Raw genomic sequence first — 23,620 nt, 5'->3', positions numbered from 1 at the left:
GGGTTCCATCGTAAGATGAAACTCATTCAACGTCGTGCTTATGGATTTAGAAATTTTGAAAATTACAGGTTAAGAGTTAAAGTTTTGTGTTCTTGATTATTTGTGCCCCCGGAAATGGGGATGAGCCATTATTTGTGCCCCCGGAAATGGGGATGAGCCCATCAGATTCAAGAAAGCAACAAGTTACAAAAGCAGTATCAAACCATTCAAACTCGAATAAAAAGGGCTAGAGAGCTGTTTTTGGATGCTCAGGTCTCAAAAGAAGAATACGATGAAATGATCACTGGTCTTCAAGCTGAAAGGCACAATGTTGAAGTTAGGCTGCAAAGATTAACTGAAGCAGATGATGGTTTTAATAAATCTCTATCAACTATATTTGCGCTAGCATCGAAAGCTCATGATTTAAGCCACGGAAACCCTTTGATGTCTTCCTAAACTTACCACATCGTCCTAATTGGCTCCCCGGACAAGACTCGAACTTGTGACCTAATGATTAACAGTCATCCGCTCTACCGGCTGAGCTACCGGGGAATGTGGACGAATCTTAAAACGATTTTTCCTGGGGGTCAAGAATATTTATAATAATTTTTGCTAATATTTTTTCTGTTTATTTCTTTTGGTATGGGTTTTTCACTTTATTTTTTATACCAGTAAGAAAAGGGAATTTGTAACCCGGGAGACGGTACATTTTAATCCGGGTTATGATTGTGAATAGAGTGGATTATTTGCAAAAATGCTGTAGCCTGTTTAATGCATCACTTAAAATATCCATGCTGGTTGCAAAAGATAGGCGGATGCAGCCTTCATTACCAAAAGCTGAGCCTGGTACTAAGGCAACACCTGCCTCACTTAATAGTTTTTCTGAAAACTCAATGTCATTGGTATAGCCATGATGTTCTATAATTTTTTGGACATTGGGGAAAATATAAAAAGTACCGTCAGCTGGGATAACTTCAATTTTAGGTATGCTTAATAATCGATCTGCTACATAATCGTGTCGTTGATGAAAGGCTTTGACCATCGCTGAAACCTCTTCATTATCGCCATTTAAAGCGGCTACAGCAGCTCTTTGTGCGATAGAGCAAGGATTTGAAGTGGATTGTGATTGGATAGTTTTCATCGCATTCATTAGTGAGCTTGGGCCTGCAGCGTAACCTATACGCCATCCCGTCATGGCGTATGCTTTAGAAACACCATTTAATACTACAGTTCTGTCATATAATTCAGGACATGCGTTCAAAATGTTTACAAAAGGTTGACTCCAAAGAATATATTCATACATATCATCGGTCGCAATAATAATCTTAGGGTGTTTTTTCAGCACTTTGCCTAATGACTTTAATTCATCTAAAGTGTATGCTATCCCTGATGGATTTGATGGGCTATTGAGAAAGATCATTCGCGTTTTAGGTGTAATGGCTTTTTCCAATTGTTGTGCATTAATTTTATAACGTTGAGCGGGGGTGGTTGAAATAATGACTGGAACTCCATCCGCTAATAAAACCATATCGGGATAAGAAACCCAATAAGGTGCTGGAATAATCACCTCATCACCGGGATTCAACAAGGCTTGGCAGAGGTTGTAACAGCTTTGTTTCCCGCCAACAGAGACTAAAATTTGGTTGAGTTGATACTCTAGGCTATTATCTCTTTTAAATTTATTTTTAACGGCATCTTTTAATTCTGTGATACCGTCTACCGCAGTATATTTGGTGTAGCCTTGATTGATGGCAATAATGGCTGCTTCTTTAATGTAAGATGGGGTATCAAAATCTGGCTCGCCTGTTCCTAAGTTAATTACGTTTTGGCCCTGGGCACGCATTTGGGTAGCCTTTGCTGCTACTGCTAGAGTGGGGGAGGGTTTAACTTTTTGCACACGTTTTGCTAATGAAATATCCATTTATTGCTCCTATGAGATATACTTAGTACATTATGAAAGATTTGTTCAAAATTTACTCTAATTATCAGCCGGCTGGAGATCAGCCAACTGCCATTGCCTCATTAATTGATGGCTTAAGATCAGGTTTAGCCAAACAAACTCTTTTGGGGGTTACTGGTTCTGGTAAGACTTTTACCATAGCCCATGTGATTCAGGCTATGCGAAGACCTACTTTGATTATGGCACCCAACAAAACTTTAGCCGCACAACTTTACGGTGAATTTAAAGCTTATTTTCCTGATAATGCAGTAGAATATTTTGTTTCCTACTATGATTATTATCAGCCCGAAGCTTATGTGCCTTCTTCTGATACCTTTATCGAAAAAGATTCATCCATTAATGAACACATAGAGCAAATGCGTTTGTCTGCAACCAAAGCACTAATTGAGCGTAAAGATGCGATTATTGTCGCAACTGTTTCTGCAATTTATGGCTTGGGGGATCCTGATTCCTATTTGCGTATGGTATTACATCTTTCTCGTGGGGAACACACTGGACAACGTAAAATTTTGCAACGTCTTGCCGAAATGCAATACACACGCACTAATATGTCTTTAGAACGAGGACAGTTCCGTGTACATGGTGATGTAATTGACATTTTCCCTGCAGATTCTGAACGAGAAGCTATTCGCATTGAATTATTTGATGATGAAATAGAAAATATTGCCCAATTTGATCCGTTAACCGGCGAAGTTACGCAGCGCCTGCCTCGGGTTACCATTTTTCCTAAAACACATTATGTGACCCCTCGTGAACGTATTTTACAAACAATTGATTGGGTAAAAGAAGAGTTACAAGATCGTTTAGCTAACTTTAAGGCTCAAAATAAATTAGTTGAAGCACAGCGTTTAGAACAACGTACTTATTTTGATATTGAAATGATGCTGGAGCTTGGTTATTGTTCGGGTATTGAAAATTATTCCCGCTACTTATCAGCACGTAATACCGGAGAAGCTCCGCCGACTTTATTTGATTATTTACCTGATGAAGCATTGCTGATTATTGACGAGTCTCATGTGACGGTGCCGCAAATTGGCGGCATGTACAAAGGAGATCGCTCACGTAAGGAAAATTTGGTGCAATACGGTTTTAGACTTCCTTCTGCTTTGGATAATAGGCCTTTACGTTTCGAGGAATTTGAAGATCGTTCACCACAGACCATTTATATTTCTGCTACGCCAGGTTCTTATGAGCAAGAGCATGCGGATAACGTGGTTGAACAAGTAGTACGTCCCACAGGTTTAGTTGATCCTGAGGTTGAAATTCGTTCTGTGCGCACACAAGTTGATGATTTAATGTCGGAAACACGCCTGGTAATTCAGCAAGGGGGGCGTGTATTGGTGACCACATTGACCAAGCGTATGGCTGAAGATTTAACAGATTATTTAAATGAGCATGGAATTAAAGTTCGTTATTTGCATTCAGACATAGATACTGTAGAGCGGGTAGAAATTATTCGTGATTTACGCTTGGGTGTATTTGATGTTTTGGTGGGAATTAATTTATTGCGTGAAGGTTTGGATATGCCGGAAGTGGCTTTAGTTGCCATTCTGGATGCGGATAAGGAAGGTTTTCTACGATCTGATCGTTCTTTAATTCAAACCATCGGGCGTGCTGCACGTAATGCGGCAGGGCGTGCTATTCTTTATGCAGACAAAATCACTGGCTCCATGCAAAGGGCTCTGGATGAGACCAATCGTCGACGTGACAAGCAAAAATCATTTAACGAAGCTCATGGTATCATACCTAAAGGGATTAATAAGTCCATTACCGATATTATGGAGGGGGCTTACATTGGCAAACGTAAAAATATTGTGGCTGAATCGGCACCAGAATACACACATTTGTCAACGCAGGAATTAGTAAAACACATTAATACTTTAGAAAAACAAATGTATTTGCATGCAAAAAATATGGAATTTGAGACAGCGGCCAAGGTTCGAGATCGATATTTATTATTGAAAGACCAATTGATAAAAGGTAGCCCGACAAACATGGATTTTGAACCCTGAGGTTCAAGTGGGTAGCGGATAAGTTGGTTCAGGCTTCCCACTCCAGGATGGGCTTGCACAAGGCCAAATTAAAATGCTCCCCGTGCTATTAGCATTGGTTCGAAAATCACTTGCCATCGGGTTAGTAATGATTATAACATTTTCATGCTGATCAAAGTCAAGATAGATTGTTTTATAATATTATTTTGTTAATGTAGGAGGTTTTGTGTTGTAAAAATTTATATCATTTCAATGAATTTTCGGCCAAAATCCAAATAAATGACTACGAATTATTTTAATTTAATGAGGAATATTATGGTAGCAACCCCATCTAAGATGCTTCCACTGGGTAGCAAGGCACCTGATTTTACTTTAATCGATACACGCACTGACCAATTGATCTCGTTGGCAAAGCATAAATCGTCGATTGCTACTGTAATTATGTTTTTGTCCAATCATTGCCCCTATGTAAAACATGTTCAGCCTAAACTTGTTGAATTGGCAGAAATATACCAGCCGAAAGGGATTGAGTTCATCGCTATCAGTTCTAATGATGTGGAAAAATATCCTGCAGATGGCCCAGAAAAGATGCGTCTTGAAGCGGAACAATTTAATTATTCATTTCCTTATTTATACGATGAAAGTCAAACCGTTGCTCAAGCCTATCAAGCATCATGCACGCCTGATTTTTATATTTTTGACAAAGACTTGTTTTGTGTGTATCGGGGCTGTTTGGATGAATCAACCCCAGGAAATAATAAGCCACTTACTGGAGCATGTTTGCAAGATGCTTTAGATTGCATTCTTGCTGGAAAACCAGTGAGTACAGAGCAAAAGCCGAGTATTGGTTGTAATATTAAGTGGAAGTGATATTAGTTAAGTCGCACAATTTTTGTAATCCATAGTGTTTTGGGACGAAATAATTGTTAGCATTTTAGATTTAATCTATTGCTTATTTAATAATGATTATAATAAATCATCTTTTGTTGACGTATGTTCCATTTCACCATGAACCATCTTATTAATTTTATTTTCCAATGAGGTAATAAATTGGGTTACATGGTGATGTTGTTGTTCCTGTTGACTTTTACGCAGTACGAGTTCATGACTAATATCCAGCGCGGAAAGTAATAAAGAGTGAAAATTATCGAGTTGCTTTGTTTTTTGTTTATTGATCATTATTTGGTTATTTAGCTTTTCTGCCGCAAGTAATAAATTGGCCTCTTCACCTTCAGGACATTTAATTGTATACGATTTGTTGAATAGTTTAATAACGCACGATTTCATCTGGGTCATGATAAGGCCTTTACATCTACATGGATCTGGGGCAAATAGTATCAATTTTGTTTGCAAGCAGCAAATAGTGAGATGAACCGCAGCTCCAAATGGGTTATCATAAATCATTTTTTATAAATGAGGTAACTATGGCTGCAGAAAATGAACATATGTCCTTACCTGAATACAATGATTTTGTGGATGCAATTGTTTTTTTATCATTGTCTTCATCTGCCAGTTCATTGCATGGAATGATGTGTGGTTATCTATGTGCCGGTGCTGACATACAAGGAGAATCCTATTTACGTGCTTTATTAAATAATAAAAAAGATATGCAAAGTCGTGATGCGATTTTGGCTATGTTTGAAGTTTTTTCGATTAGCCAACACCAAATTAACCACTTCGATTTGGGGTTTCAAATGATGCTGCCTGGTGAATACGAACCATTAATTGTTCGGGCACAGGCTTTTAGTGAGTGGTGTGAGGGATTTATTCAAGCATTAATGCTATCGGGTGTAAGTATTGATCAATTTTATGAAGAGGAAGCTCAGGATGCATTGCAGCATCTAATTGAATTTGCAGAACTTGATTGTGATACTGTAGATGTTAATGAAGACGATGAACGAGCATTAATGGAGGTCAGTGAATACGCCCGCATGGCTGTAATTCGTTTGCATAATGATTTAAAACTCCATGAAAAAGCGCGCTGTGGTGTTGATCTAACACACTAATAAGGATTTTTATATGATTACTCAGCAAGAATATAAGGCAAGGAGAACAAAATTAGCACAACAATTGCCTGAGGACGGCGTCGCGATTATTTCTGCCGCTCATGAGATTTTACGTAATGGTGATGCGCATTATCGTTTTCGTCAGGATAGTAATTTTTATTATTTAACAGGCTTTAATGAACCAGATGCCTTATTGGTACTGATCGCAGGTCAGGAAGAACAAAGTATTTTATTTAGTCGTCAACCTAATCCCACGCAAGAGCAATGGACGGGGAAATGTTTAGGACAAGATGGAGCGCTTACCGAATTAGGGATGCAAGCGGCATTTCCAGTAAGCAGTATTGCTAAAGAGTTGCCCAATTTATTAATTGGAAAATCAGTAATTTATTATGCAGTAGCACGTAACCCTGAATTAGAAAAAATAATTATGAATGCTTTGATGGTCCTCAAAGCTCATGTTCGACATGGTATCAAGGCCCCTGATTGTTTGTGTGATTTAGAACCTATTATTGGTGAAATGCGTTTATTTAAAAGTAATGCGGAGCTGGATTTAATGCGTCGAGCGGCATCTATTTCGGTAGATGCACACCTACGTGCACTACATCAATGCAAGCATTTACAGCATGAATATGAGTTAGAAGCAGAGCTAATTTATGAATTGAGTCGTCAAGGTTGTCGCAGTGTTGCTTATGATCCTATTGTAGGGGCTGGAGATAATACCTGTATTTTGCATTACACACAAAATAATCAACCACTACGGCAAGGGGATTTAGTGCTCATCGATGCGGGTGGTGAATATGAAAATTATGCGGCGGATATCACTAGAACATTGCCTGTAAGTGGTACGTTCAGCTCAGAACAAAAAATGATTTATGAATTAGTCCTTAAGTCTCAAAAAGCAGGAATTGCCGCAATTAAGCCAGGCCTTCCTTGGAACGCAGTACAACAAATTATGACACGTATTTTAACTGCTGGTTTATGTGAATTAGGTATTTTGCAAGGTGATGTAGATGAGTTACTAGTCAATGAAGCATACAAACCGTTTTATATGCATAATTCAGGTCATTGGTTAGGTTTGGATGTTCATGATAGTGGTTTTTATAAAATTAATGGGGAATGGCGCATCCTAGAGCCGCGAATGGTTTTGACTGTTGAGCCAGGATTATATATTAGCTCGCACATTCCTGATGTTGATAAGCGCTGGTGGGGCATTGGCGTACGTATTGAAGATGATGTGGTGGTGACGGAGGATGGACATGAAGTGTTAACCGCAGCTTTACCGGTTGAAGTATCTGATATTGAGGTATTAATGCGTGATTAATAAAGAAATAGATATACTGATTGTCGGTGGGGGGTTGACTGGGGCAACGTTAATGCTTGCTTTGCAAGGATTAGGGTTTACCACTTTATTGGTAGATGCTGATCATTTAGAAAATAAGATAACTCCTGATTTTGATGCACGTTCTTTAGCGCTCTCACCGGCCAGTCGGCATATCTTAAGCATGCTGGGTGTTTGGGAGCATCTACAAGCGTATGCGACACCTATTGATTTAATCCATGTTTCAGATCAGCATCATTTTGGTGTATCACGTTTACATGGTGAGCCAAATGCTCCCTTAGGTTATGTTGTTGAAATGCAATACATTAATCGTGCCTTGCATCAATTATTAGAGCCCCAACAAGTTTTAGCCCCTGCAACAGTACAGACAATGGATTTGGCAATGCACTCTGTCACTATTACTACTGATGCTGAGGTGATGAACATTAAAGCTCGTTTAATTGTTGCTGCAGATGGTTCTCATTCTGTAGTGCGCCGGCTCTGTGCTTTGCCTGTGCAAACCAAGATGTATGTGCAACAGGCAATTGTTACTAATATTGGTTTAGTGAGATCCCATGGTGGACGTGCTTACGAGCGCTTTACTACAGAAGGTCCTTTGGCATTGTTACCGATGCAAGAGAAGCGCATGTCTTTAGTTTGGGCGGTGCATCCTAATAAAGCGGAACAATTAATGTGTTTATCCGATACAAAATTTTTGAGTAAACTACAACAAGCTTTTGGTTATCGATTAGGGCGTTTTGCTACAGCAGGCAAGCGTTTTTCATATCCTTTACAGCAAGTGTTGATGTCTCAACAAGTTAAAGGACCAGTGGTATTTGTAGGTAATGCAGCTCATACATTACACCCTGTAGCAGGCCAAGGATTTAATTTGGGGCTCAGGGATGTAGCTACTTTGGCACAATGTATTGCTAGGCAGGGATTAAATGCCGAAATGTTGCGACAATATGTTCAATTAAGAGCACACGATCAAAAAATAATTACAAGCTTGACCGATAATTTAATTAGTGTATTTACTAGTCGTTTACCTGGATTAGGTTTAATTCGTGGGTTAGGGTTAGTTGCTTTAGATAATATCCCCACGTTAAAAAATCTTTTAGCTCGTTACACGCGTGGTTTTGGTGGGGCTATTCCTGATTTAGTTTGTGGTATTGCCTTAACTGAAAAATAATTGACTTGAGTGGTGCAGAGATAAATAAAATGAACCTGAAGTTTAACGTATTGGTAATTGGTGGTGGAAGTGTAGGATTAACAGCCGCTTTAGCTATGACACACCGCGGTTATAATGTGGCCGTGATTGATGCAGGTACTTTAGATGTCAATAACTCTTATCCTGATTCCCGTGTCTATGCGATCAATAAAGCATCACAAATTTTCTTGCAGCAATTAGATGTTTGGCAACATTTGGATTTACAACGTGTCTCGCCATACACTCAGATGCATGTCTGGGATGCAAGCAATGGTATGCATATTGATTTTGATTCCCGTTACGTTGCTGCTCCGCATTTAGGGGTGATAATTGAAGAATCAGCGCTCAAACAGGCATTATTGCGGCAAATTGCTAAGCAGCCAAAAATTAGTTTATTCCCTGAATGTAATGTAGATGAGGTGCACAGTGTAGCTGATGGGGTATGTGTTAGTAACCAACAGCAGGTGTGGGAAGGGAAGTTATTAATGGTTGCTGATGGTGCAAATTCTTCAGTGCGACAAAAACTTAATGTGGAGTTAACTCATTGGTCTTATAAACAGCATGCATTAGTGACTACAGTTGCTGTTGAAAAAACACACAATCATACTGCATATCAAGTATTTAATCCCGATGGTCCTTTAGCTTTTTTACCGCTGGTTGATGATCACCAATGTTCTATAGTATGGTCAATAGATCCTATACGCGTTTCACAATTAATGGAATTTTCTGAGGAAAAATTTAACGAGGCCATAACTAAGGCATTTGCTAAAAAATTAGGCCAGGTCAGCATAATCGGTGCACGACATCAATTTCCATTACAAATGCGGCACGTCAAACAATATGTCGGAGCTCGTTGGTTATTGCTTGGTGATACAGCACATACCATTCACCCACTTGCCGGTCTTGGTTTAAATGTAGGCCTTGCGGATGTATGTTCCTGGGTTAAATGCCTGGATGCAACTAAAGGCTCTTTAATCTCTAAAAAGGCGTTGGCTGCTTATCAACGTGAACGAAAATACGCTGTATGGCAAATAATTGCTTTGATGGAAGGATTTAAGCGTTTATTCAGTAATTCTTTTGCTCCAGTAGTTACTTTACGTGGACTGGGTCTGGGCTTTTGTAATGAATGTATACCCCTTAAGCGTTTATTTATACAGCATGCTTGTGGGACTGCTGAATAATAACATCAATTTCAACGAGCAAAGCTTTCACGAGAAAAAGCCACTTTTTCTGTTACCGTTTCCTTAGGATATTTTTGATGACGCGCTTCAATTGTTCGATAGCGTTTTAAACCACCTTCACGATTTGCGATTTGAATATTTAAGCCTGGTCGAGCGTTCAGTTCAAGCATTAAAGGACCTTGGTCTTTATCCAGGACGATATCAATTCCAAGATAACCTAAACCAGTTAACTCATAACAGTTGGAAGCAATTTCTAGGATTTGATTCCAATAAGGCACTTTAATACCTACAATGGCGTTTAGGGTATCTGGATGATAATCAATCATATCATTATGAAAGACCCCCCCTAAAGTTTTTCCGGTAGCCAGATCAACACCAACACCAATAGCTCCTTGGTGCAAGTTGGCTTTACCACCAGATAATCGCGTAGGTAGTCTTACCATAGCCATAGCAGGATAGCCTAATAAAGAAATAATACGGATATCTGGAATACCTTCATAACTAACTTCAGCAAAGATAGGATCTACTACTACGCGTTTTTCAATAATTGCATAATCCGAAGAGCCTCCGAGGCTATAAGCTCCTGATAATAAACACGATAGATGATAACTCAATTCTTGAGTAGTTGTTAATTTGCCATTGATTTGCCGATAGCGACCATATACTTTGTCTTTAAAAACTAAAATACCATCACCGCCTGAACCGCGAGCGGGCTTAATGACAAAATCGTTATAGGGTTCTAAAAGTGTTTCAATTGTTTTAATCTGTTGCTCTGTTTCTATGATTTCATATAATGGCGGAATGGCAATTCCAGCTTGTTGCGCCAGTTTTTTAGTTTTAAGCTTATCGTCTACCAACGGAAATAACTTTCTCGGGTTATAACGAAGCACAAAATCTGTATTACGTTGATTGATACTTAATATTCCATGGTCTTTTAAACGACGAAACAGACTAATCATTTTCGGCTCGCAAAAGCTTTAAAGCGTTTTAATTCAAATAAGCGATAGCCACGATATTGGCCGAACCATAAAATTAACGCTAAAAGAACTAACAGTAATTCTGGGAAGGCAAAGATCAAATATTGCAGTGGCTCATAACTCATCGCCCAATAAGAGATAACTGCAGCAACTAAGCTGCCAACACCTGATTTAATTGCTTCTGCAGCGCCACGTTCATCCCAAGTGATGCACATACGTTCTATAGTCATTGTTAAAATGACCATTGGGAAGAGGGCAACTGATAAACCGGCATCAAGGCCGAGATTTTGTCCGATTACACTAATGAAGATCATCAATAAAATGACTACTGTGAGAATGGCTGTGAGCCTGGGCACCAGGAGCAAGCGCAATTGATCTAAATAAAAACGAGCCAAGAGTCCAAAGGATACGATAGTGACAAAAAGAGAGATTCCCCAAATTACATGAGTTTCTCTGAAAGCTAAAGCGATTAATACCGGCATAAAAGTACCAAAGGTTTTAAGGCCAATAAAATTGCGAAGAATTAAAATAATGAAGGCACCAATGGGTACAGTTAATAAAACTTTATAAATTGCTTGTACATTTACTGGCAGTTGCAGTAGCGAAAAACGTAAAAGTTGTGAATCAGATTGCAGTCCTCGGGATTTAGCAATGCTTAAGGCATTAATTGGGGTAGGTGATACAGTTAAGGTGAAAGAGGGTTTTTTGCCGCCAACAATATTAAAGACAGGCTCATTGCCGTATTGCCAGATGAGAAAATTTTTAGGTAATCCGGCGCCACCAGTTTTTGGATTAATGTAAATCCAGTTTTGGCCATTAAAAACAGCTAAAATAAATTTCAGTTCCGCTTTGTTTTGTTGGGATAAATAAATTCCTTTAACAGGGATAGCGGAGATTTTAGATTGATTCAGGATTAAAATTGCTGAATCGATTATGTGCTCTTCGTTGAATTCATTGCCAGTTAACAGTTTTGCATCACCCTCTTGTTTGTTTAACTCTTTAATAGTGCTTTGGGCAAATGTTTTTATATCCGCAGAAGATTGTCTTACCCGCTGGGTAATGGTTTCAATCGCTGATTTTTGACTTTCATTCAAAGGTTGTGATCTGATAGCAGAGGGGAGACCTAATGGCGATTCATTGCCATCAGTCTGGCGAAAAATAGCTCTGTAATATAATGATTGTGTGCCATGAGCACGTCGAATTGACCAAACTGTTTCACGGTTATTGCCATTTAAATTCGTAGTTACACCATAATTTCTGGATACAAAATATTCATCGAGAATTGCAAAATGGGGAGGTAAATAAGGGATGTTAAAACTGGCTTTAATTGGTGCATTGGGATCAGCAACAAAACGCAAATTGGATTCAATCATCCAGCTATTAATTGTTTCTGTATCAGTTAACGGCACATCAAGTACCAAATGTCGATAGAGGAAGATACCTGTTCCCAAAATAAATAATGTGATGATAAGACCATAAATATGACGCGAATTATTTTTCATTATTCTTACTGTGCTTAGTTTTAATGGTAAAAGTAAGAGCGGGATCAATGGCGCCATTAAATGCAATAATTGCATCTCTACCTAACAATAAAGGATAGAGAAAACGCTTACGATTTGTTAAATTAACTTTGATTGTTCTAATTTGATCACCAAGTTGCAAATTAAGAAGTACTACTGGACGTTTGATTGGAGCATGAGGTAATACTTCCGAACTGTTTTCACCAGCGCGCACTTTAATTTTTACTCTACCTTTGTATTCACCTTCAAAAGTGTAATCACCATTTTTCGTGGGAACAGTGAAGCGTAGGTAAGGCACTCCTTTAACTGTAATTTCCTTAATATTTATTGCATGTAATGATGCTGATTTTGCGCCCGTATCCAATTTCGCAGATAAAGTAAGGTTTTTATTCGGAAAAGAAATTTTTTCAATATAACCATAAATTTGTGCCGCATTAGTTGCCATAAGGGGTCCAGTCATTACAAAAATAAAAAGAGCAAATATAAGCCTCATTTAATCCTCTTTCCTAAGTTGTATATGTCAATGAACGCTATAATTATTTAAAAATATAATTATTTCAAGCTTTTGGTACAACATCGTAGCAGGTTTATTTCCCGAGTCACAGTCTGTCAGTGAATTTCAAGAAATATTTTTTGTACTACTGATTTGTGATATGATTATTGATGGCAGTTATAATTGTATTCTATTGATTCAGGATGAATTGATTATTGACATCATTTAGAATAAACCATACAATACCTACCATCTTAACTGATGGTCCCTGCGTGAAAGCATGCTTCATAACAGTGGAGAAGGTTCATCGATAGAACATAGAAAGTTGGTTTTTCTACTGGCAATTGCTGGTCGCATTGATACGCAACAGCGGCTTCTTGCTAAAAAGCTCAATAAAGAGCGTTACATTTATCACGCTTATAATGTCTTAGATTCTCTGAGTTCCTCTTACAGTATGTTTAAATACTTTTTCGAAGTATTTATTTCCAACACTAATGATCCTGTTTTAATGCGCGAATTGATGCTGTCGCCTGAGGGAGTTATTGTCATTACCGGCGAGGCGCTTTTTTTAGTCACTTTCTCCTTTTTGGCCAGTTACTATGATGGTAAAAAACAAAATGATGACATTAAACGTTTGATAGTGTGGTGCTGGCCTTATTTTCGCGATGTAATGAAAGGCATGAAAAATGCCTATAAAGGCTGGAAAACTGCAGTCCAGATTTTGAGTCCGCTTAGTGGGGGCGCCGATTTAAAATTCATGATTATACCTTTAGGATTAGCTCTGGGTGTTCTTGCCTCTGTCAATCGAATCTGGATACGTGCTGCAAGAGATGAATGTAAGAAAATGATTGCACAAAATGAGAATTTTTTAGATGCGCTTAAAAAAATTTCTGTATTAAATGCGGAACGTCATGAGTTAATTTTAAGGGGCAAGGATCTTGAATTTGAAGAACAAATTCGCTATCAAAGTAGTGAAAAGCGAATTTTCTCCTTGATAGCATCGGGAATGGGAGGATTCATTGATGGTCTATACCTTTATGCTGGACTTGTCAGCTTGTCAATATTACCTCCTGCCATGTTCCTTGCTATGGTGGCAGTGAGTGCCTTTTATATTCTGGTTTGTGTTATTTCACGAGTTTACGAAGAATATGACAATCAATTGAAATTGTTTATTTCTCAAACTAATTGTAAATTAATATTAGTATCCAAAGAATTGGAAACTACCTATGCAAACTTGCAAGCATTGCAAAATAAAGCAACGAAGGATGAGGAATGCTCCGTTGAGATCGCTGATTTGAAAATGAAGGTTGCCAATCTCATTGGTCGTTTTGATGAATTGCATCTTTTATTAAAAAGTCAAACTATGGATTCCCCTCTAACTGCTGGTTTACTAGGAATGAAGAATGGGTTATTTGCTTATGGCGTGTTAGCTAGTTTTTTATTTATGTTCACTGCTGTGTTGTATGTAAACGCAACGGTTTTCCCCCCGGCTTTATTAATTGCCTGTATTCTATCTGGATTGGTGCTCATTATTGGTGTCGGCGCATACAACATCAACGCTCATTCCCGCCGTATGCAGAGTTTGAAGAAGGAAGAGGATGAGCCATTTCGCCATCTTGTTGAGATGAAAAATAACATAAGGGCAGCAGTAGATCCTGAGTTTTTGCCTGCAAAAGAGTTTAAAGACCCTTTAGCTGCACTCACTACTCCTCTTCCAAAAAATAATTTTCAAGAGTGGTTTGAAGTCTTGCGTTCTTTCTTTTCCGGTCTTTCTAAAGGGAATAATTTCGCTATTTTTGTGAGTACTCCGCTACATAATATTGATCCCACTGATCATGAATCATCAGCCAGGATGATAATAGTAATTATTAGTGCCGCATTATTTTCAATTGTTTTAGCGTTAAGGGCTTTTGCACGAGGATTTAAGTTGAGTAAGAACAAAGCTGATGTTGATGATACAAGTGCAGCGGACTCTTTGCAAACTGGGATCCAGGGAAAATCATCCACTGATAAAAATCCGTCTAAACTGCCGCCCTCAAATTCATCATTTTTACGTTATTGGAGTATATTTAATCCACTCAAAACAGAATTTATTAAGCCCTCCCTTGTTGTTCAGGCGTCCTGTACTTGATTTGCGTATAGCTCTGGATTTAAAGTTGGATCGTTGTACATTTTGAATTGATGATAAATTCTAAAAGTACGTTTTTTTTTCTCTATTTCATTAAGAAATTGTTCTAAGCAAAGGGATAATTGTTCTAATTGATGTTGAATAATTGTTAATTTATCCTGACAATTTTTTCGGTGTGCCTCGTTAACATCCTGACGCTCAGTTTGTAATTCCATGTGGTATGATTTCAAGGATAAAATAGATAACCTGTCGATTATCATGCCAGGAGATTCAGAGTTCACTGGACATTGAGTTAAAGTTGCAGGTTGCAATAGATTAAAAAGCCAAGTATCCATAGCCTCCATACGGTTATTGCGTGATTGGTTACATTGGTCTATTTCTCGCTTGGCGTGGTAAACAAATTCATGACCTTTATCATCACGGCGTGCTCTATCCTCAGCATACCAGAGCTGGTAATTAAAAGAATGATTCTCTTCCACCAAGCGATAAAAATTTTGATATTGATATTCTATTTCGGAAGATTTCCAGTGCATTATGCACTGTTTATGTAATTTGGTGATTGATGAAGTGTGAATAATCTCTGTCATGTTTTATCCTGTTAATATAAAAATAGTACAATTTTAACGCTAAAAAAGCAGTGGAAGCTACTAATTTTTGCTTTAGTTTGCAAAATTAGCAAATAGTATTTACAGATCGCAGCAAAGATATTTTCTTTTGTTATCTACTTTAACGCGTTTTGGTGGTTAAATCATTTAACCTTTCTTATTACTAAAATTGATATTTACATTAACAAATGTTTCCTGTAAAAAGTTACAATGTGAATTTGTCTGTTTTGAGTTAAAAATGAACACATTATACTACGGTTTTAAATTAAAAATTAACCTGTTATTCATCAAATCAAGGCGATAAATAGCAAACGTTTATCAAGAAGAAGGGTTGCTTTAAATTTAATGTAATAAGGATATACCAATGAGAAATATTAATAGTAAAATAGTCACCATTTTATTAAGTGTGGTGCTTTTTTCTGTGAGCGCTTTGGTTAGTGCAAGGATTCCGGTATGGACATTTACACCGCTAACGCCTACAAATATTTCAGTTCCAGTCAATCGTACTGCGATAATTCAGTACACTGTGACGAATCAATCCGAAAAATTTCATACGTTAATTATGTCGCCAATGAAAGGTATTTCCCAAATTACCACAGGTGCAGGTGTTTGTAATCATGTATTTCCCCTCCCCACTAAAGGAGCCTCATGTATTTTATCATTGCAAGTGAATGGGTCTCAGGTAACGGATGCTTTCTTCGATGGTCCAATCGTTTGCGAGCAAGGACTTCCCTTACAATGCTACAGACCTAAACTGCGCGATAATATTTATGTGAAGGTTACAGAAAATGTATACACCGTGGGTGGTACAGTTAGCGGCGTTAACAGTAACGGTCTTCATGGAACTGTAGTGTTACAGAATAATATGGGTCTTAATTTATCGATCAGTACTGATGGTCCATTCACATTTGCTGCTGATTATATTGCAGGCACTCCCTATAATGTAACAGTCCTTACACATCCTATAGGAGAAACATGTACGGTGAATAATGGTGTCGGTACGATAAGTAATGCCGATGTCACCAATATTACAGTAACATGCTTGTCGAATTCTCACACGATAGGAGGCAATCTTTCCGGTCTTAATAATCATCAGGATGTTGTGTTGCAAAATAATGGGGGAGATAATTTAACTTTGACTGCGAATGGCGCATTTACTTTTAGTACCCCCTTATTGAGTGGTTCTACCTATGTGGTAACTGTGTTGACGCAACCTTCAGGCCAACACTGCAGTGTATTCAATGGTTCGGGAACGGTTATAGGTTCCGATGTGACAAGTGTTGTGGTTAGCTGTATTCAGACTGCCAGTTATACTGTGGGTGGAACACTTACTGGTCTAAATAACACGCAGACAGTTGTGTTGCAAAATAATGGGGGAGACAATTTAACTTTGACTGTGAATGGCGCATTTACTTTTCCCACTGCTCTGATAAATGGCTCTGCCTACAATGTAACTGTATTGACTCAACCCTCAGGTCAACTCTGTACCGTAACCAATGGTTCAGATACGCTTGCGGGTGCCAATGTGACTAATGTTGATGTTAATTGTATTCAAACTGGCTTTTATACAATAGGGGGGACAGTTCATGGTCTTAACAGTGGTCAGATGGTGGTGTTGCAAAATAATGGGACAAATGACTTAACCCTGAACACGGATGGAACGTTTACTTTTCCGGGGACCCTACTAAATGGCTCTCCCTACGATGTAACAGTATTAACTCAGTCAATAGAAATCATCTGTACAGTAACTAATGGTTCCGGGTCACTTGCGGGAAGCGATATCACTAATGTAAATGTGGTATGTACATTAAATTTACCTTACGACGAGCCCTTTACAGGCGAATCAACAGACTTACCATGGGTTTTGCCAGCTGGATATCTGGGAGTAGCGAATTCTGCGTGTCTTACTGCAGGGAATAATACTGGAACTATTCCTGCTTGTCCTGCCGGACAACAAGGTGGTTACAATGGCCTTACGCCAGATAGCCCTGGACAAGGTGTCTTGTTACTAACACAAGCCATAGGCAATCAGGAAGGTGGTATTGTGTTCCAATCTTTATTTAGCATGAGTCAAGGTCTTACAATCCAATTTGTAGCCTATTCTTATGCTGGGGGACCCACCAACTTCGCTGACGGATTCTCTTTTTTCCTAATTAATGAGGCAAATGGCGTTCCAACTGTTCTTGGTCCCTATGGGGGCGGATTGGGCTATGGTAATAACTGGAACTATTCCGGTGCAGGAATTGTAGGTGGTTATATTGGAGTTGGTTTTGATGAATTTGGTCAATTTTCCTCAGCAAGCGCAATAGCACCAAATGTTCCAAATAGTATCGGTATAAGAGGGCCAACAAGCAATAATAATCTGTTGCTTAACACACCGAGTACATTAACTCCAATACTATCTTGTGGCAATAACTGTATTTCATCTACACCCAGGAGTCAGATTGTCAATGTAAATTTCGGACGTAATGTATATATGGTTTCAATCTCAGCTGCTGGAATAATGAGTGTATCTCGTAATAATATTATAATTAATTCGAATTTAAATTTAAATACTTTAACAGGAGTACCACTCCCAGATGCAGTTTTTTTTGGGTTTGCAGGAAGTACAGGACTCTTCACGAATATTCATTCGGTAAGTAATTTATTAGTGGCTACCTTTGGTTCTTTATATAGCATAGGTGGTACTGTTTCTGGTCTTAATGCTCTCCAAACTGTTACTCTTCAGAACAATGGTGGAGATAATTTGCCACTTACTGCTAATGGCACTTTTGTTTTTCCCAGCTCTGCCCTAACTAGTACTAACTATAATGTCACTGTATTTACGCAGCCGGTAAGCCAAACGTGTACAGTAACAAATGGCACAGGGACGATTTCTACTTCAAATGTTACGAATGTAAGCGTCACCTGTGTGTGATCTTGTTATAACATAACAAACAAATAGGAATACATGGAGCACCAATCGCAAAAAAAGTGCCTGTTGATGGTCTAATTTGGGGAAGACGTTAATCAGACAGAAGAGTTTATTGATTTGCATGATGGTTCTTATGCTTTTTTAGCCAAGCAGCGATCCAGGGTATTAGCAAAAGCTGTTTTTTCTTTAATACTTAAAATGCTAGGTCCACTAATATTTTGCCCAACAGCACGTAACTGTTCGTTAATGTCACGGATGTTCAAACGCTGTCGGATGTTGTTGTCTGTGTAAAGCTCTCCGCGAGGATTAATTGCTAGAGCGTGTTTGTTGACAACCTCAGCTGCTAAAGGGATGTCTGCGGTAATAACTAAATCATGGGCTTTTACCTGCATTACAATATACTGATCGGCGCGGTCAAACCCTTTTTCTACCCGGATTGAGCGAATAAATGGTGAAGAGGGATAAGTAAGTAGTGAGTTGGCTACGAGTATTAGCGAGGTTTTTGTGCGAATGGCTGCGCGATATAAAATCTCTTTAATCATTTTGGGACAAGCATCTGCATCTACCCAGATATGCATGGAGTATGTTTCCTAATTAGTTCTGTATTAACCATTTTAACAACTAATGCTAGTAAGCAATACCTGCTAATTATATAATTCTGAAAAACAGATATATATCTACTGCACTAATCTTTGGGAGAAATAATGTGAATATTTTAATAGCTGTTTCTTTTTTGCTATTCTCATCAATGATTATGGCGGCTGAATCTACCTTACCTATAGGTTGTCAAGCGGTGCGGGTGCAGGGGGAGGAAGTAACCTTAGAGGCTAAAAAAAATACTTTAGTCTTCATCCATAATCTTACGACAATAGATCTATGGATTACGCATCCAGTAGCTGACCCAAGCGTCAGCGCAGGTTGGAGTACTCGTCTGCAAGGTGAGTATTGGTCGGCTTTATTTCTGGATAAAGGCCCATTTGTTTTAAATTGTATTGAATCAAGGCCAGGACATGAGCAGCAAATTCCTTGCGAAGGGGCTATCGCTGTGTGTCAATGGGACAAAGTTAAATTTCCTGAGAACACTAAAGGAGCGTTCTGGGCTGCAGAAAATATGTCTTTATCCGCATTAACCGCAGCTTTAGGCGCTCGTGGATTTACACTTCCTGACTAATCACAGTCTGGGCAAGCCTAGCGTTGCTTAGAATTTGATTGATCTAAATTATCCATTGCTACTTGTCAAGATAAGTGGTAGAACAGAATAAATTAGGTTTAAGTAATACTATGATAATAAAAAATAACGTGGTGAACGGTGAGTAAAAAATCAAAAGATCCCTACTATGAACGGGAAAGTGAAAAATACGCCGATCCAATTCCCAGTCGTGAATTCATTATGGACATCCTCAATGAATACGGTAAACCAATGTCGCGTTCCCATTTATTTGAGCAATTGCATTTAAGTGAAGAGAAGCATGAGACGATGGGATTTCGACTCAAAGCAATGCTGCGTGATGGACAAATTATGCAGGATAGGCGAGGCCGCTTCTGTCTCATACAAAAAATCAATTTATTGCGTGGCACCGTGCAAGGGCATCCTGATGGTTTTGGTTTTTTTATTCCGGATGGCGGTGGTGATGACGATCTTTTTTTGTCTGCTAAAGAAATGCGGGCAGTGATGCATGGCGATGTGGTGCTTGCTTATAAAGTAGGAGTAGATCGTCGAGGTAGACCCGAAGCTAAAATTCAGGAGATTCTTGAACACGCTAATGTCTCAATTGTTGGCCGTTTTTTTACAGAGCATGGAGTGTCTTTTGTCTTACCTGACAGCAAACGTCTGACGCAAGATATTTCCATTCCTCAGGAGTTTGTTAATGGGGCGCGCAATGGTCAAATGGTTTTGGTTGAATTAATTTCTTTTCCGAATAAACGAGCACAAGCTATCGGCCGAATCATTCATGTGCTGGGTGATCATATGGCTCCAGGTATGGAAATTCAAGTAGCTATTCATGCTCATAGTATACCCTTTGAATGGCCAAAGGACGTTAGTCTTGAGGTTGCTAAAATTTCGCAACAGGTCACTGAGGAGCAAATTAAAGGGCGTACCGATTTACGCAATCTTCCCTTTGTTACTATCGATGGGGAGGATGCTAAAGATTTTGATGATGCGGTGTATTGTTATAAAAAACCTAAAGGTGGTTTTCAACTGTATGTCGCTATTGCTGATGTTAGCAATTACGTAAAACAGGATTCTCCCCTAGACAAAGAAGCAGCGCGTCGTGGTAATTCGGTTTACTTTCCCGGCAAGGTCATTCCTATGCTGCCAGAAGCCTTATCTAATGGGTTATGTTCTCTTAATCCGCATGTGGATCGTTTGTGTATGGTCGCAGAAGTAGCCATAAGTAATGAAGGTAAAATTACACGTTCACGTTTTTATCGTGCAGTCATTCATTCTCATGCTCGTTTAACCTATACCCAGGTTGGTTCTTGGATTGAGCAAGGTGCAAGTGATGAACAGCATGTTTCTTTATGGCCTACCTTGCAATCACTCAATGACTTGTATCATGTATTAGTGGCCACGCGTAAAACTCGTGGTGCTATGGATTTTGAGACCACCGAAACACGCATTGAATTCGATGAGCATAAAAAGATTAAATGTATTGTTCCAGTAATTCGTAATCAGGCGCATAAATTAATTGAAGAATGCATGTTGGCCGCTAATGTTGCTACGGCTCGTTTTTTAGAAAAAGCAGAAATTCCTACATTGTATCGGGTGCACGCAGCCCCTGAAGAAGACAAAATCACTGCATTAAGACAATTTTTAGGCGAATTAGGCTTGCAATTAAGTGGAGGTAAAAAGCCTGGACCCAAAGATTTCCAGCGCACTATGAGTGCTATTGGCGACCGGCCAGATAAACATTTAATTGAAACAGTCATGTTACGTTCTTTGAAACAAGCACAGTATGTGGAGGCAAATGCAGGTCATTTTGGTTTGGCTTATTCTGCATACACTCATTTTACGTCACCAATTCGTCGTTATCCTGATTTATTAATTCATCGAGCTATAGGCCATTTGCTGGATAATCAGCCAGTTTATGAGTTTAGTTATACTCATGAGGACATGAATCGTCTAGGAAAACACTCTTCTATGACCGAGCGTCGTGCAGATGAAGCAACCCGAGAAGTAGTAGCCTGGCTGAAGTGTGAATACATGCAAGATAAATTGGGGCAAGTATTTAGCGGACGAATTTCAGCAGTAACCAGTTTTGGAATTTTTGTTGAGCTTGATGAAATTTATGTTGAAGGTTTAGTACACGTGACCTCTTTAAGCAATGATTACTACAATTTTGATTCTGTAAAACATCGACTGATGGGTATTCGCAGTGGTCAGATTTATCGTTTGGGTGATAAGATGAATGTTTTAGTTGCACGCGTTGATTTAGATGAGCGTAAAATAGATTTTGAACCGACAGAGGATATAGCAAGTAATGAGTGAGCAATTTGTTTATGGGGTACACGCTGTTTCCGCCTTATTAGCAAATCCTCATCGAACAACGAAGAAGCTTTTTGTCAGTCAGGATCGGCTGGATAAGCGTGTGCAAAATTTAGTAGATAAGGCTATTGACTCAGGAATTAGTGTCGAAAAACTCAGTACACAGCAAATGAATCAACGCTTTGCAGATTTTACCCATCAAGGCATCCTTGCCACTGCCTCTGCATTGCCTGACTATAATGAGTCGCATCTGCGAGCTTTATTGGAATCTAGCAACAACCCAAGTTTGATTTTGATTCTTGATGGAATTACCGATCCACATAATCTTGGGGCGTGTTTACGTACTGCTGATGCCACAGGTGTCGATTTTGTAATAATTCCCAAAGATAAAAGTGCCAATATTACACCTGTAGTGAGTAAAGTTGCCTGCGGAGCTACTGAATCAGTGCCTTTGGTGCGTGTGACTAATTTAGTGAGAAGCATGGAAACTTTAAAAGAACTCGGAGTGTGGATTTATGGTGCTGCAGGTGAAGCGGAGCATTCTTTGTATCAAACAGAGTGCATAGGAACCATAGCTCTTGTAATGGGAGCAGAGGGTGAGGGTTTGCGTCGTTTGACGCGTGAGCATTGTGATGGTTTATTTTCTTTGCCAATGTTGGGTAGCGTAGACAGTTTGAACGTCTCAGTGGCTACCGGTGTTTCTTTGTATGAGGTAGTAAGACAAAGAAGGGAGTATAATTTGTGATAAGTGATTTAAAAGTTAAGGCTGCGAAAGCTGCCTTGGATTACATAGAACATGAAACTGTAGTGGGCATAGGAACTGGTTCCACCGTTAATTTTTTTATTAAGGAATTAGCGGCGATTAAGCACCGAATCGATGGGTGTGTTCCCAGCTCCAAAGCCACTGAAGTATTGTTACGTACGGCAGGCATACCGGTGCTGGATTTAAATTCGGTGCATGATTTACCCCTTTATATTGATGGCGCTGATGAGGTGATGGCACATGGTGAGATGATTAAAGGGGGGGGCGGTGCCCATACTCGTGAGAAGATCGTAGCGCAGGTAGCCAAAAAGTTTATTTGTATTGTCGATGACTCAAAAGTAGTGTCACGTTTGGGTGCATTTCCTGTTGCTGTTGAAGTAATTCCTATCGCGCGTAGTATGGTAGCAAGACAATTAGTACAATTAGGTGGCGATCCAGAATATCGAGAAGGTTTTGTTACGGACAATGGCAATATTATTCTTGATGTTTTTAATTTAACAATTAATGATCCTATGGATTTGGAAGAGCGTATTAACAAGATTCCCGGGGTCGTTGATAATGGATTATTTGCTCACCGCGTGGCAGATGTTATTTTAGTTGCTTCTAATGAAGGTGTAACGCAGCTGAAGTAAAAAATCTCTTTTACAACGGAATAAGTAATTAAGTAGGTGGATTTTAGATTAATGAATACAGGCAAAGTCTTTGTAAATCGCATTCTGAACATGAAAAAAATCAAATTGATTGGTTTGGATATGGATCATACTTTGATTCGTTATCATTCAGAAAATTTTGAGTCTTTGGTTTACCAATTAGTGAAAGAGCATTTGGTTGAGACAAAAGGTTATCCTGCACATATTAAAGAGTTAAACTTTAATTATCATGATGCCATTCGCGGCCTAGTAGTAGATTGCAAAAACGGCAATATTTTAAAACTCAGTCGGTATGGAGCGATAAGACAAAGTTATCACGGCACCAAATTAATTGATTTTGGCGAACAACAGAAAATATATCGCAGTACTTATGTTGATTTGAATGATCCCAATTACATGGTAATTGACACTAACTTCTCTATTGCCTTTTGCGTTTTGTAC

The 23,620-nt window shown here is 38.9% G+C and carries 21 protein-coding genes, 1 tRNA gene, 1 other RNA gene and 1 pseudogene; 15 read left to right on the top strand and 9 right to left on the bottom strand.

All coding sequences use genetic code 11. From position 1 onward, the window contains the following. Together WA877_RS06535 and WA877_RS06530 are read left to right on the top strand one after the other, a co-directional pair. Positions 1-96 (top strand): transposase (locus WA877_RS06535; RefSeq protein ID WP_136627894.1); only part of this gene is annotated, 96 nt, incomplete at its 5' end. 144 nt (positions 97-240) lie between these two features. Next, a complete protein-coding gene (locus tag WA877_RS06530; protein ID WP_425170115.1) occupies positions 241-435 on the top strand; it encodes a hypothetical protein in 195 nt (64 codons plus the stop codon). 20 nt (positions 436-455) lie between these two features. Here the strand turns inward: WA877_RS06530 and WA877_RS06525 are convergent. Continuing rightward, positions 456-531: transfer RNA gene (locus tag WA877_RS06525), tRNA-Asn, on the bottom strand. A 190-nt stretch (positions 532-721) separates the two neighbouring features. Continuing rightward, complete coding sequence (locus WA877_RS06520) at positions 722-1,900, bottom strand: pyridoxal phosphate-dependent aminotransferase (RefSeq protein WP_425170114.1); 1,179 nt, start codon at positions 1,898-1,900, stop codon at positions 722-724. Positions 1,901-1,932: 32 nt separating this feature from the next. On the opposite strand from WA877_RS06520, the pseudogene uvrB reads away from it, so the two are divergent. Continuing rightward, positions 1,933-3,918: pseudogene (gene uvrB, locus WA877_RS06515) on the top strand (excinuclease ABC subunit UvrB); the annotation flags it as partial. Here the strand turns inward: uvrB and ssrS are convergent. Continuing rightward, positions 3,918-4,077: non-coding RNA, 6S RNA (gene ssrS, locus WA877_RS06510), on the bottom strand. The pseudogene uvrB and the gene ssrS overlap by 1 nt on opposite strands. Positions 4,078-4,245: 168 nt before the next feature. Here ssrS and WA877_RS06505 point away from each other — a divergent pair. After that, positions 4,246-4,800: a thioredoxin family protein gene (locus tag WA877_RS06505; RefSeq protein ID WP_425170113.1), complete on the top strand. Its 555-nt coding sequence runs from the start codon at positions 4,246-4,248 to the stop codon at positions 4,798-4,800. Positions 4,801-4,896: 96 nt separating this feature from the next. On the opposite strand, the gene WA877_RS06500 is transcribed toward WA877_RS06505, so the two are convergent. Then, positions 4,897-5,226, bottom strand: a complete 330-nt coding sequence (locus WA877_RS06500) for a cell division protein ZapA (RefSeq protein ID WP_425170112.1) — start codon at positions 5,224-5,226, stop codon at positions 4,897-4,899. A gap of 128 nt (positions 5,227-5,354) precedes the next feature. Here WA877_RS06500 and WA877_RS06495 point away from each other — a divergent pair, with 128 nt between their 5' ends. The 4 genes from WA877_RS06495 to WA877_RS06480 are packed head-to-tail and all read left to right on the top strand — an operon-like array spanning position 5,355 to position 9,642. Beyond that, positions 5,355-5,936 carry a UPF0149 family protein gene (locus WA877_RS06495; protein WP_425170111.1) on the top strand — a complete coding sequence of 194 codons (582 nt, stop codon included), beginning with the start codon at positions 5,355-5,357 and terminating at the stop codon, positions 5,934-5,936. Between the two features lie 13 nt (positions 5,937-5,949). Then, positions 5,950-7,257: a Xaa-Pro aminopeptidase gene (gene pepP / locus WA877_RS06490; RefSeq protein ID WP_425170110.1), complete on the top strand. Its 1,308-nt coding sequence runs from the start codon at positions 5,950-5,952 to the stop codon at positions 7,255-7,257. Then, a complete protein-coding gene (ubiH, locus tag WA877_RS06485; RefSeq protein WP_425170109.1) occupies positions 7,250-8,443 on the top strand; it encodes a 2-octaprenyl-6-methoxyphenyl hydroxylase in 1,194 nt (397 codons plus the stop codon). The genes pepP and ubiH overlap by 8 nt, the downstream gene beginning before the upstream one ends. Before the next feature lie 29 nt (positions 8,444-8,472). Then, complete coding sequence (locus tag WA877_RS06480; protein ID WP_425170108.1) at positions 8,473-9,642, top strand: FAD-dependent monooxygenase; 1,170 nt, start codon at positions 8,473-8,475, stop codon at positions 9,640-9,642. 11 nt (positions 9,643-9,653) lie between these two features. Here WA877_RS06480 and WA877_RS06475 read toward each other — a convergent pair whose 3' ends face one another. Genes WA877_RS06475 through WA877_RS06465 form a run of 3 tightly spaced genes read right to left on the bottom strand, consistent with a single transcriptional unit; the run spans position 9,654 to position 12,632 of the window. Then, positions 9,654-10,601, bottom strand: a complete 948-nt coding sequence (locus WA877_RS06475) for an alpha-L-glutamate ligase-like protein (protein WP_425170107.1) — start codon at positions 10,599-10,601, stop codon at positions 9,654-9,656. Continuing rightward, positions 10,598-12,121: an inactive transglutaminase family protein gene (locus WA877_RS06470; protein ID WP_425170106.1), complete on the bottom strand. Its 1,524-nt coding sequence runs from the start codon at positions 12,119-12,121 to the stop codon at positions 10,598-10,600. Before WA877_RS06470 ends, WA877_RS06475 begins: the two co-directional genes overlap by 4 nt. After that, positions 12,111-12,632 carry an ATP-dependent zinc protease gene (locus tag WA877_RS06465; protein ID WP_425170105.1) on the bottom strand — a complete coding sequence of 174 codons (522 nt, stop codon included), beginning with the start codon at positions 12,630-12,632 and terminating at the stop codon, positions 12,111-12,113. The genes WA877_RS06470 and WA877_RS06465 overlap by 11 nt, the downstream gene beginning before the upstream one ends. A 280-nt stretch (positions 12,633-12,912) precedes the next feature. On the opposite strand from WA877_RS06465, the gene WA877_RS06460 reads away from it, so the two are divergent. Further along, on the top strand, positions 12,913-14,763 hold the full coding sequence (locus WA877_RS06460) for a hypothetical protein (protein WP_425170104.1): 1,851 nt from the start codon (positions 12,913-12,915) through the stop codon (positions 14,761-14,763). Here the strand turns inward: WA877_RS06460 and WA877_RS06455 are convergent. Further along, positions 14,745-15,347, bottom strand: coding sequence for a DUF4254 domain-containing protein (locus WA877_RS06455; protein WP_425170103.1), 603 nt, complete (start codon positions 15,345-15,347; stop codon positions 14,745-14,747). The genes WA877_RS06460 and WA877_RS06455 overlap by 19 nt on opposite strands. 382 nt (positions 15,348-15,729) lie before the next feature. On the opposite strand from WA877_RS06455, the gene WA877_RS06450 reads away from it, so the two are divergent. Continuing rightward, complete coding sequence (locus WA877_RS06450; RefSeq protein WP_425170102.1) at positions 15,730-18,282, top strand: lectin-like domain-containing protein; 2,553 nt, start codon at positions 15,730-15,732, stop codon at positions 18,280-18,282. Between the two features lie 128 nt (positions 18,283-18,410). Here WA877_RS06450 and WA877_RS06445 read toward each other — a convergent pair whose 3' ends face one another. Beyond that, the gene (locus WA877_RS06445) at positions 18,411-18,857 is read right to left on the bottom strand and encodes a YaiI/YqxD family protein (RefSeq protein WP_425170101.1); all 447 of its coding nucleotides are present in this window, start codon (positions 18,855-18,857) and stop codon (positions 18,411-18,413) included. Positions 18,858-19,027: 170 nt separating this feature from the next. On the opposite strand from WA877_RS06445, the gene WA877_RS06440 reads away from it, so the two are divergent. The 5 genes from WA877_RS06440 to WA877_RS06420 all read left to right on the top strand — a co-directional run. Then, positions 19,028-19,450 carry a hypothetical protein gene (locus WA877_RS06440; RefSeq protein WP_425170117.1) on the top strand — a complete coding sequence of 141 codons (423 nt, stop codon included), beginning with the start codon at positions 19,028-19,030 and terminating at the stop codon, positions 19,448-19,450. A 138-nt stretch (positions 19,451-19,588) separates the two neighbouring features. After that, complete coding sequence (gene rnr, locus WA877_RS06435; protein ID WP_425170100.1) at positions 19,589-21,769, top strand: ribonuclease R; 2,181 nt, start codon at positions 19,589-19,591, stop codon at positions 21,767-21,769. Beyond that, positions 21,762-22,511, top strand: coding sequence for a 23S rRNA (guanosine(2251)-2'-O)-methyltransferase RlmB (gene rlmB, locus WA877_RS06430; protein WP_425170099.1), 750 nt, complete (start codon positions 21,762-21,764; stop codon positions 22,509-22,511). Before rnr ends, rlmB begins: the two co-directional genes overlap by 8 nt. Continuing rightward, complete coding sequence (gene rpiA, locus WA877_RS06425) at positions 22,511-23,161, top strand: ribose-5-phosphate isomerase RpiA (protein WP_425170116.1); 651 nt, start codon at positions 22,511-22,513, stop codon at positions 23,159-23,161. The genes rlmB and rpiA overlap by 1 nt, the downstream gene beginning before the upstream one ends. A 51-nt stretch (positions 23,162-23,212) precedes the next feature. Continuing rightward, the coding region (locus tag WA877_RS06420) for a 5'-nucleotidase domain-containing protein (protein ID WP_425170098.1) at positions 23,213-23,620 on the top strand (408 nt) is incomplete at its 3' end.

It is taken from the genome of Legionella sp., assembly GCF_049790535.1.
Lineage (GTDB): Bacteria > Pseudomonadota > Gammaproteobacteria > Legionellales > Legionellaceae > Legionella.
Note: the sequence above shows the minus strand (reverse complement) of the source record. Positions and strands in the feature narration are given on the sequence as shown.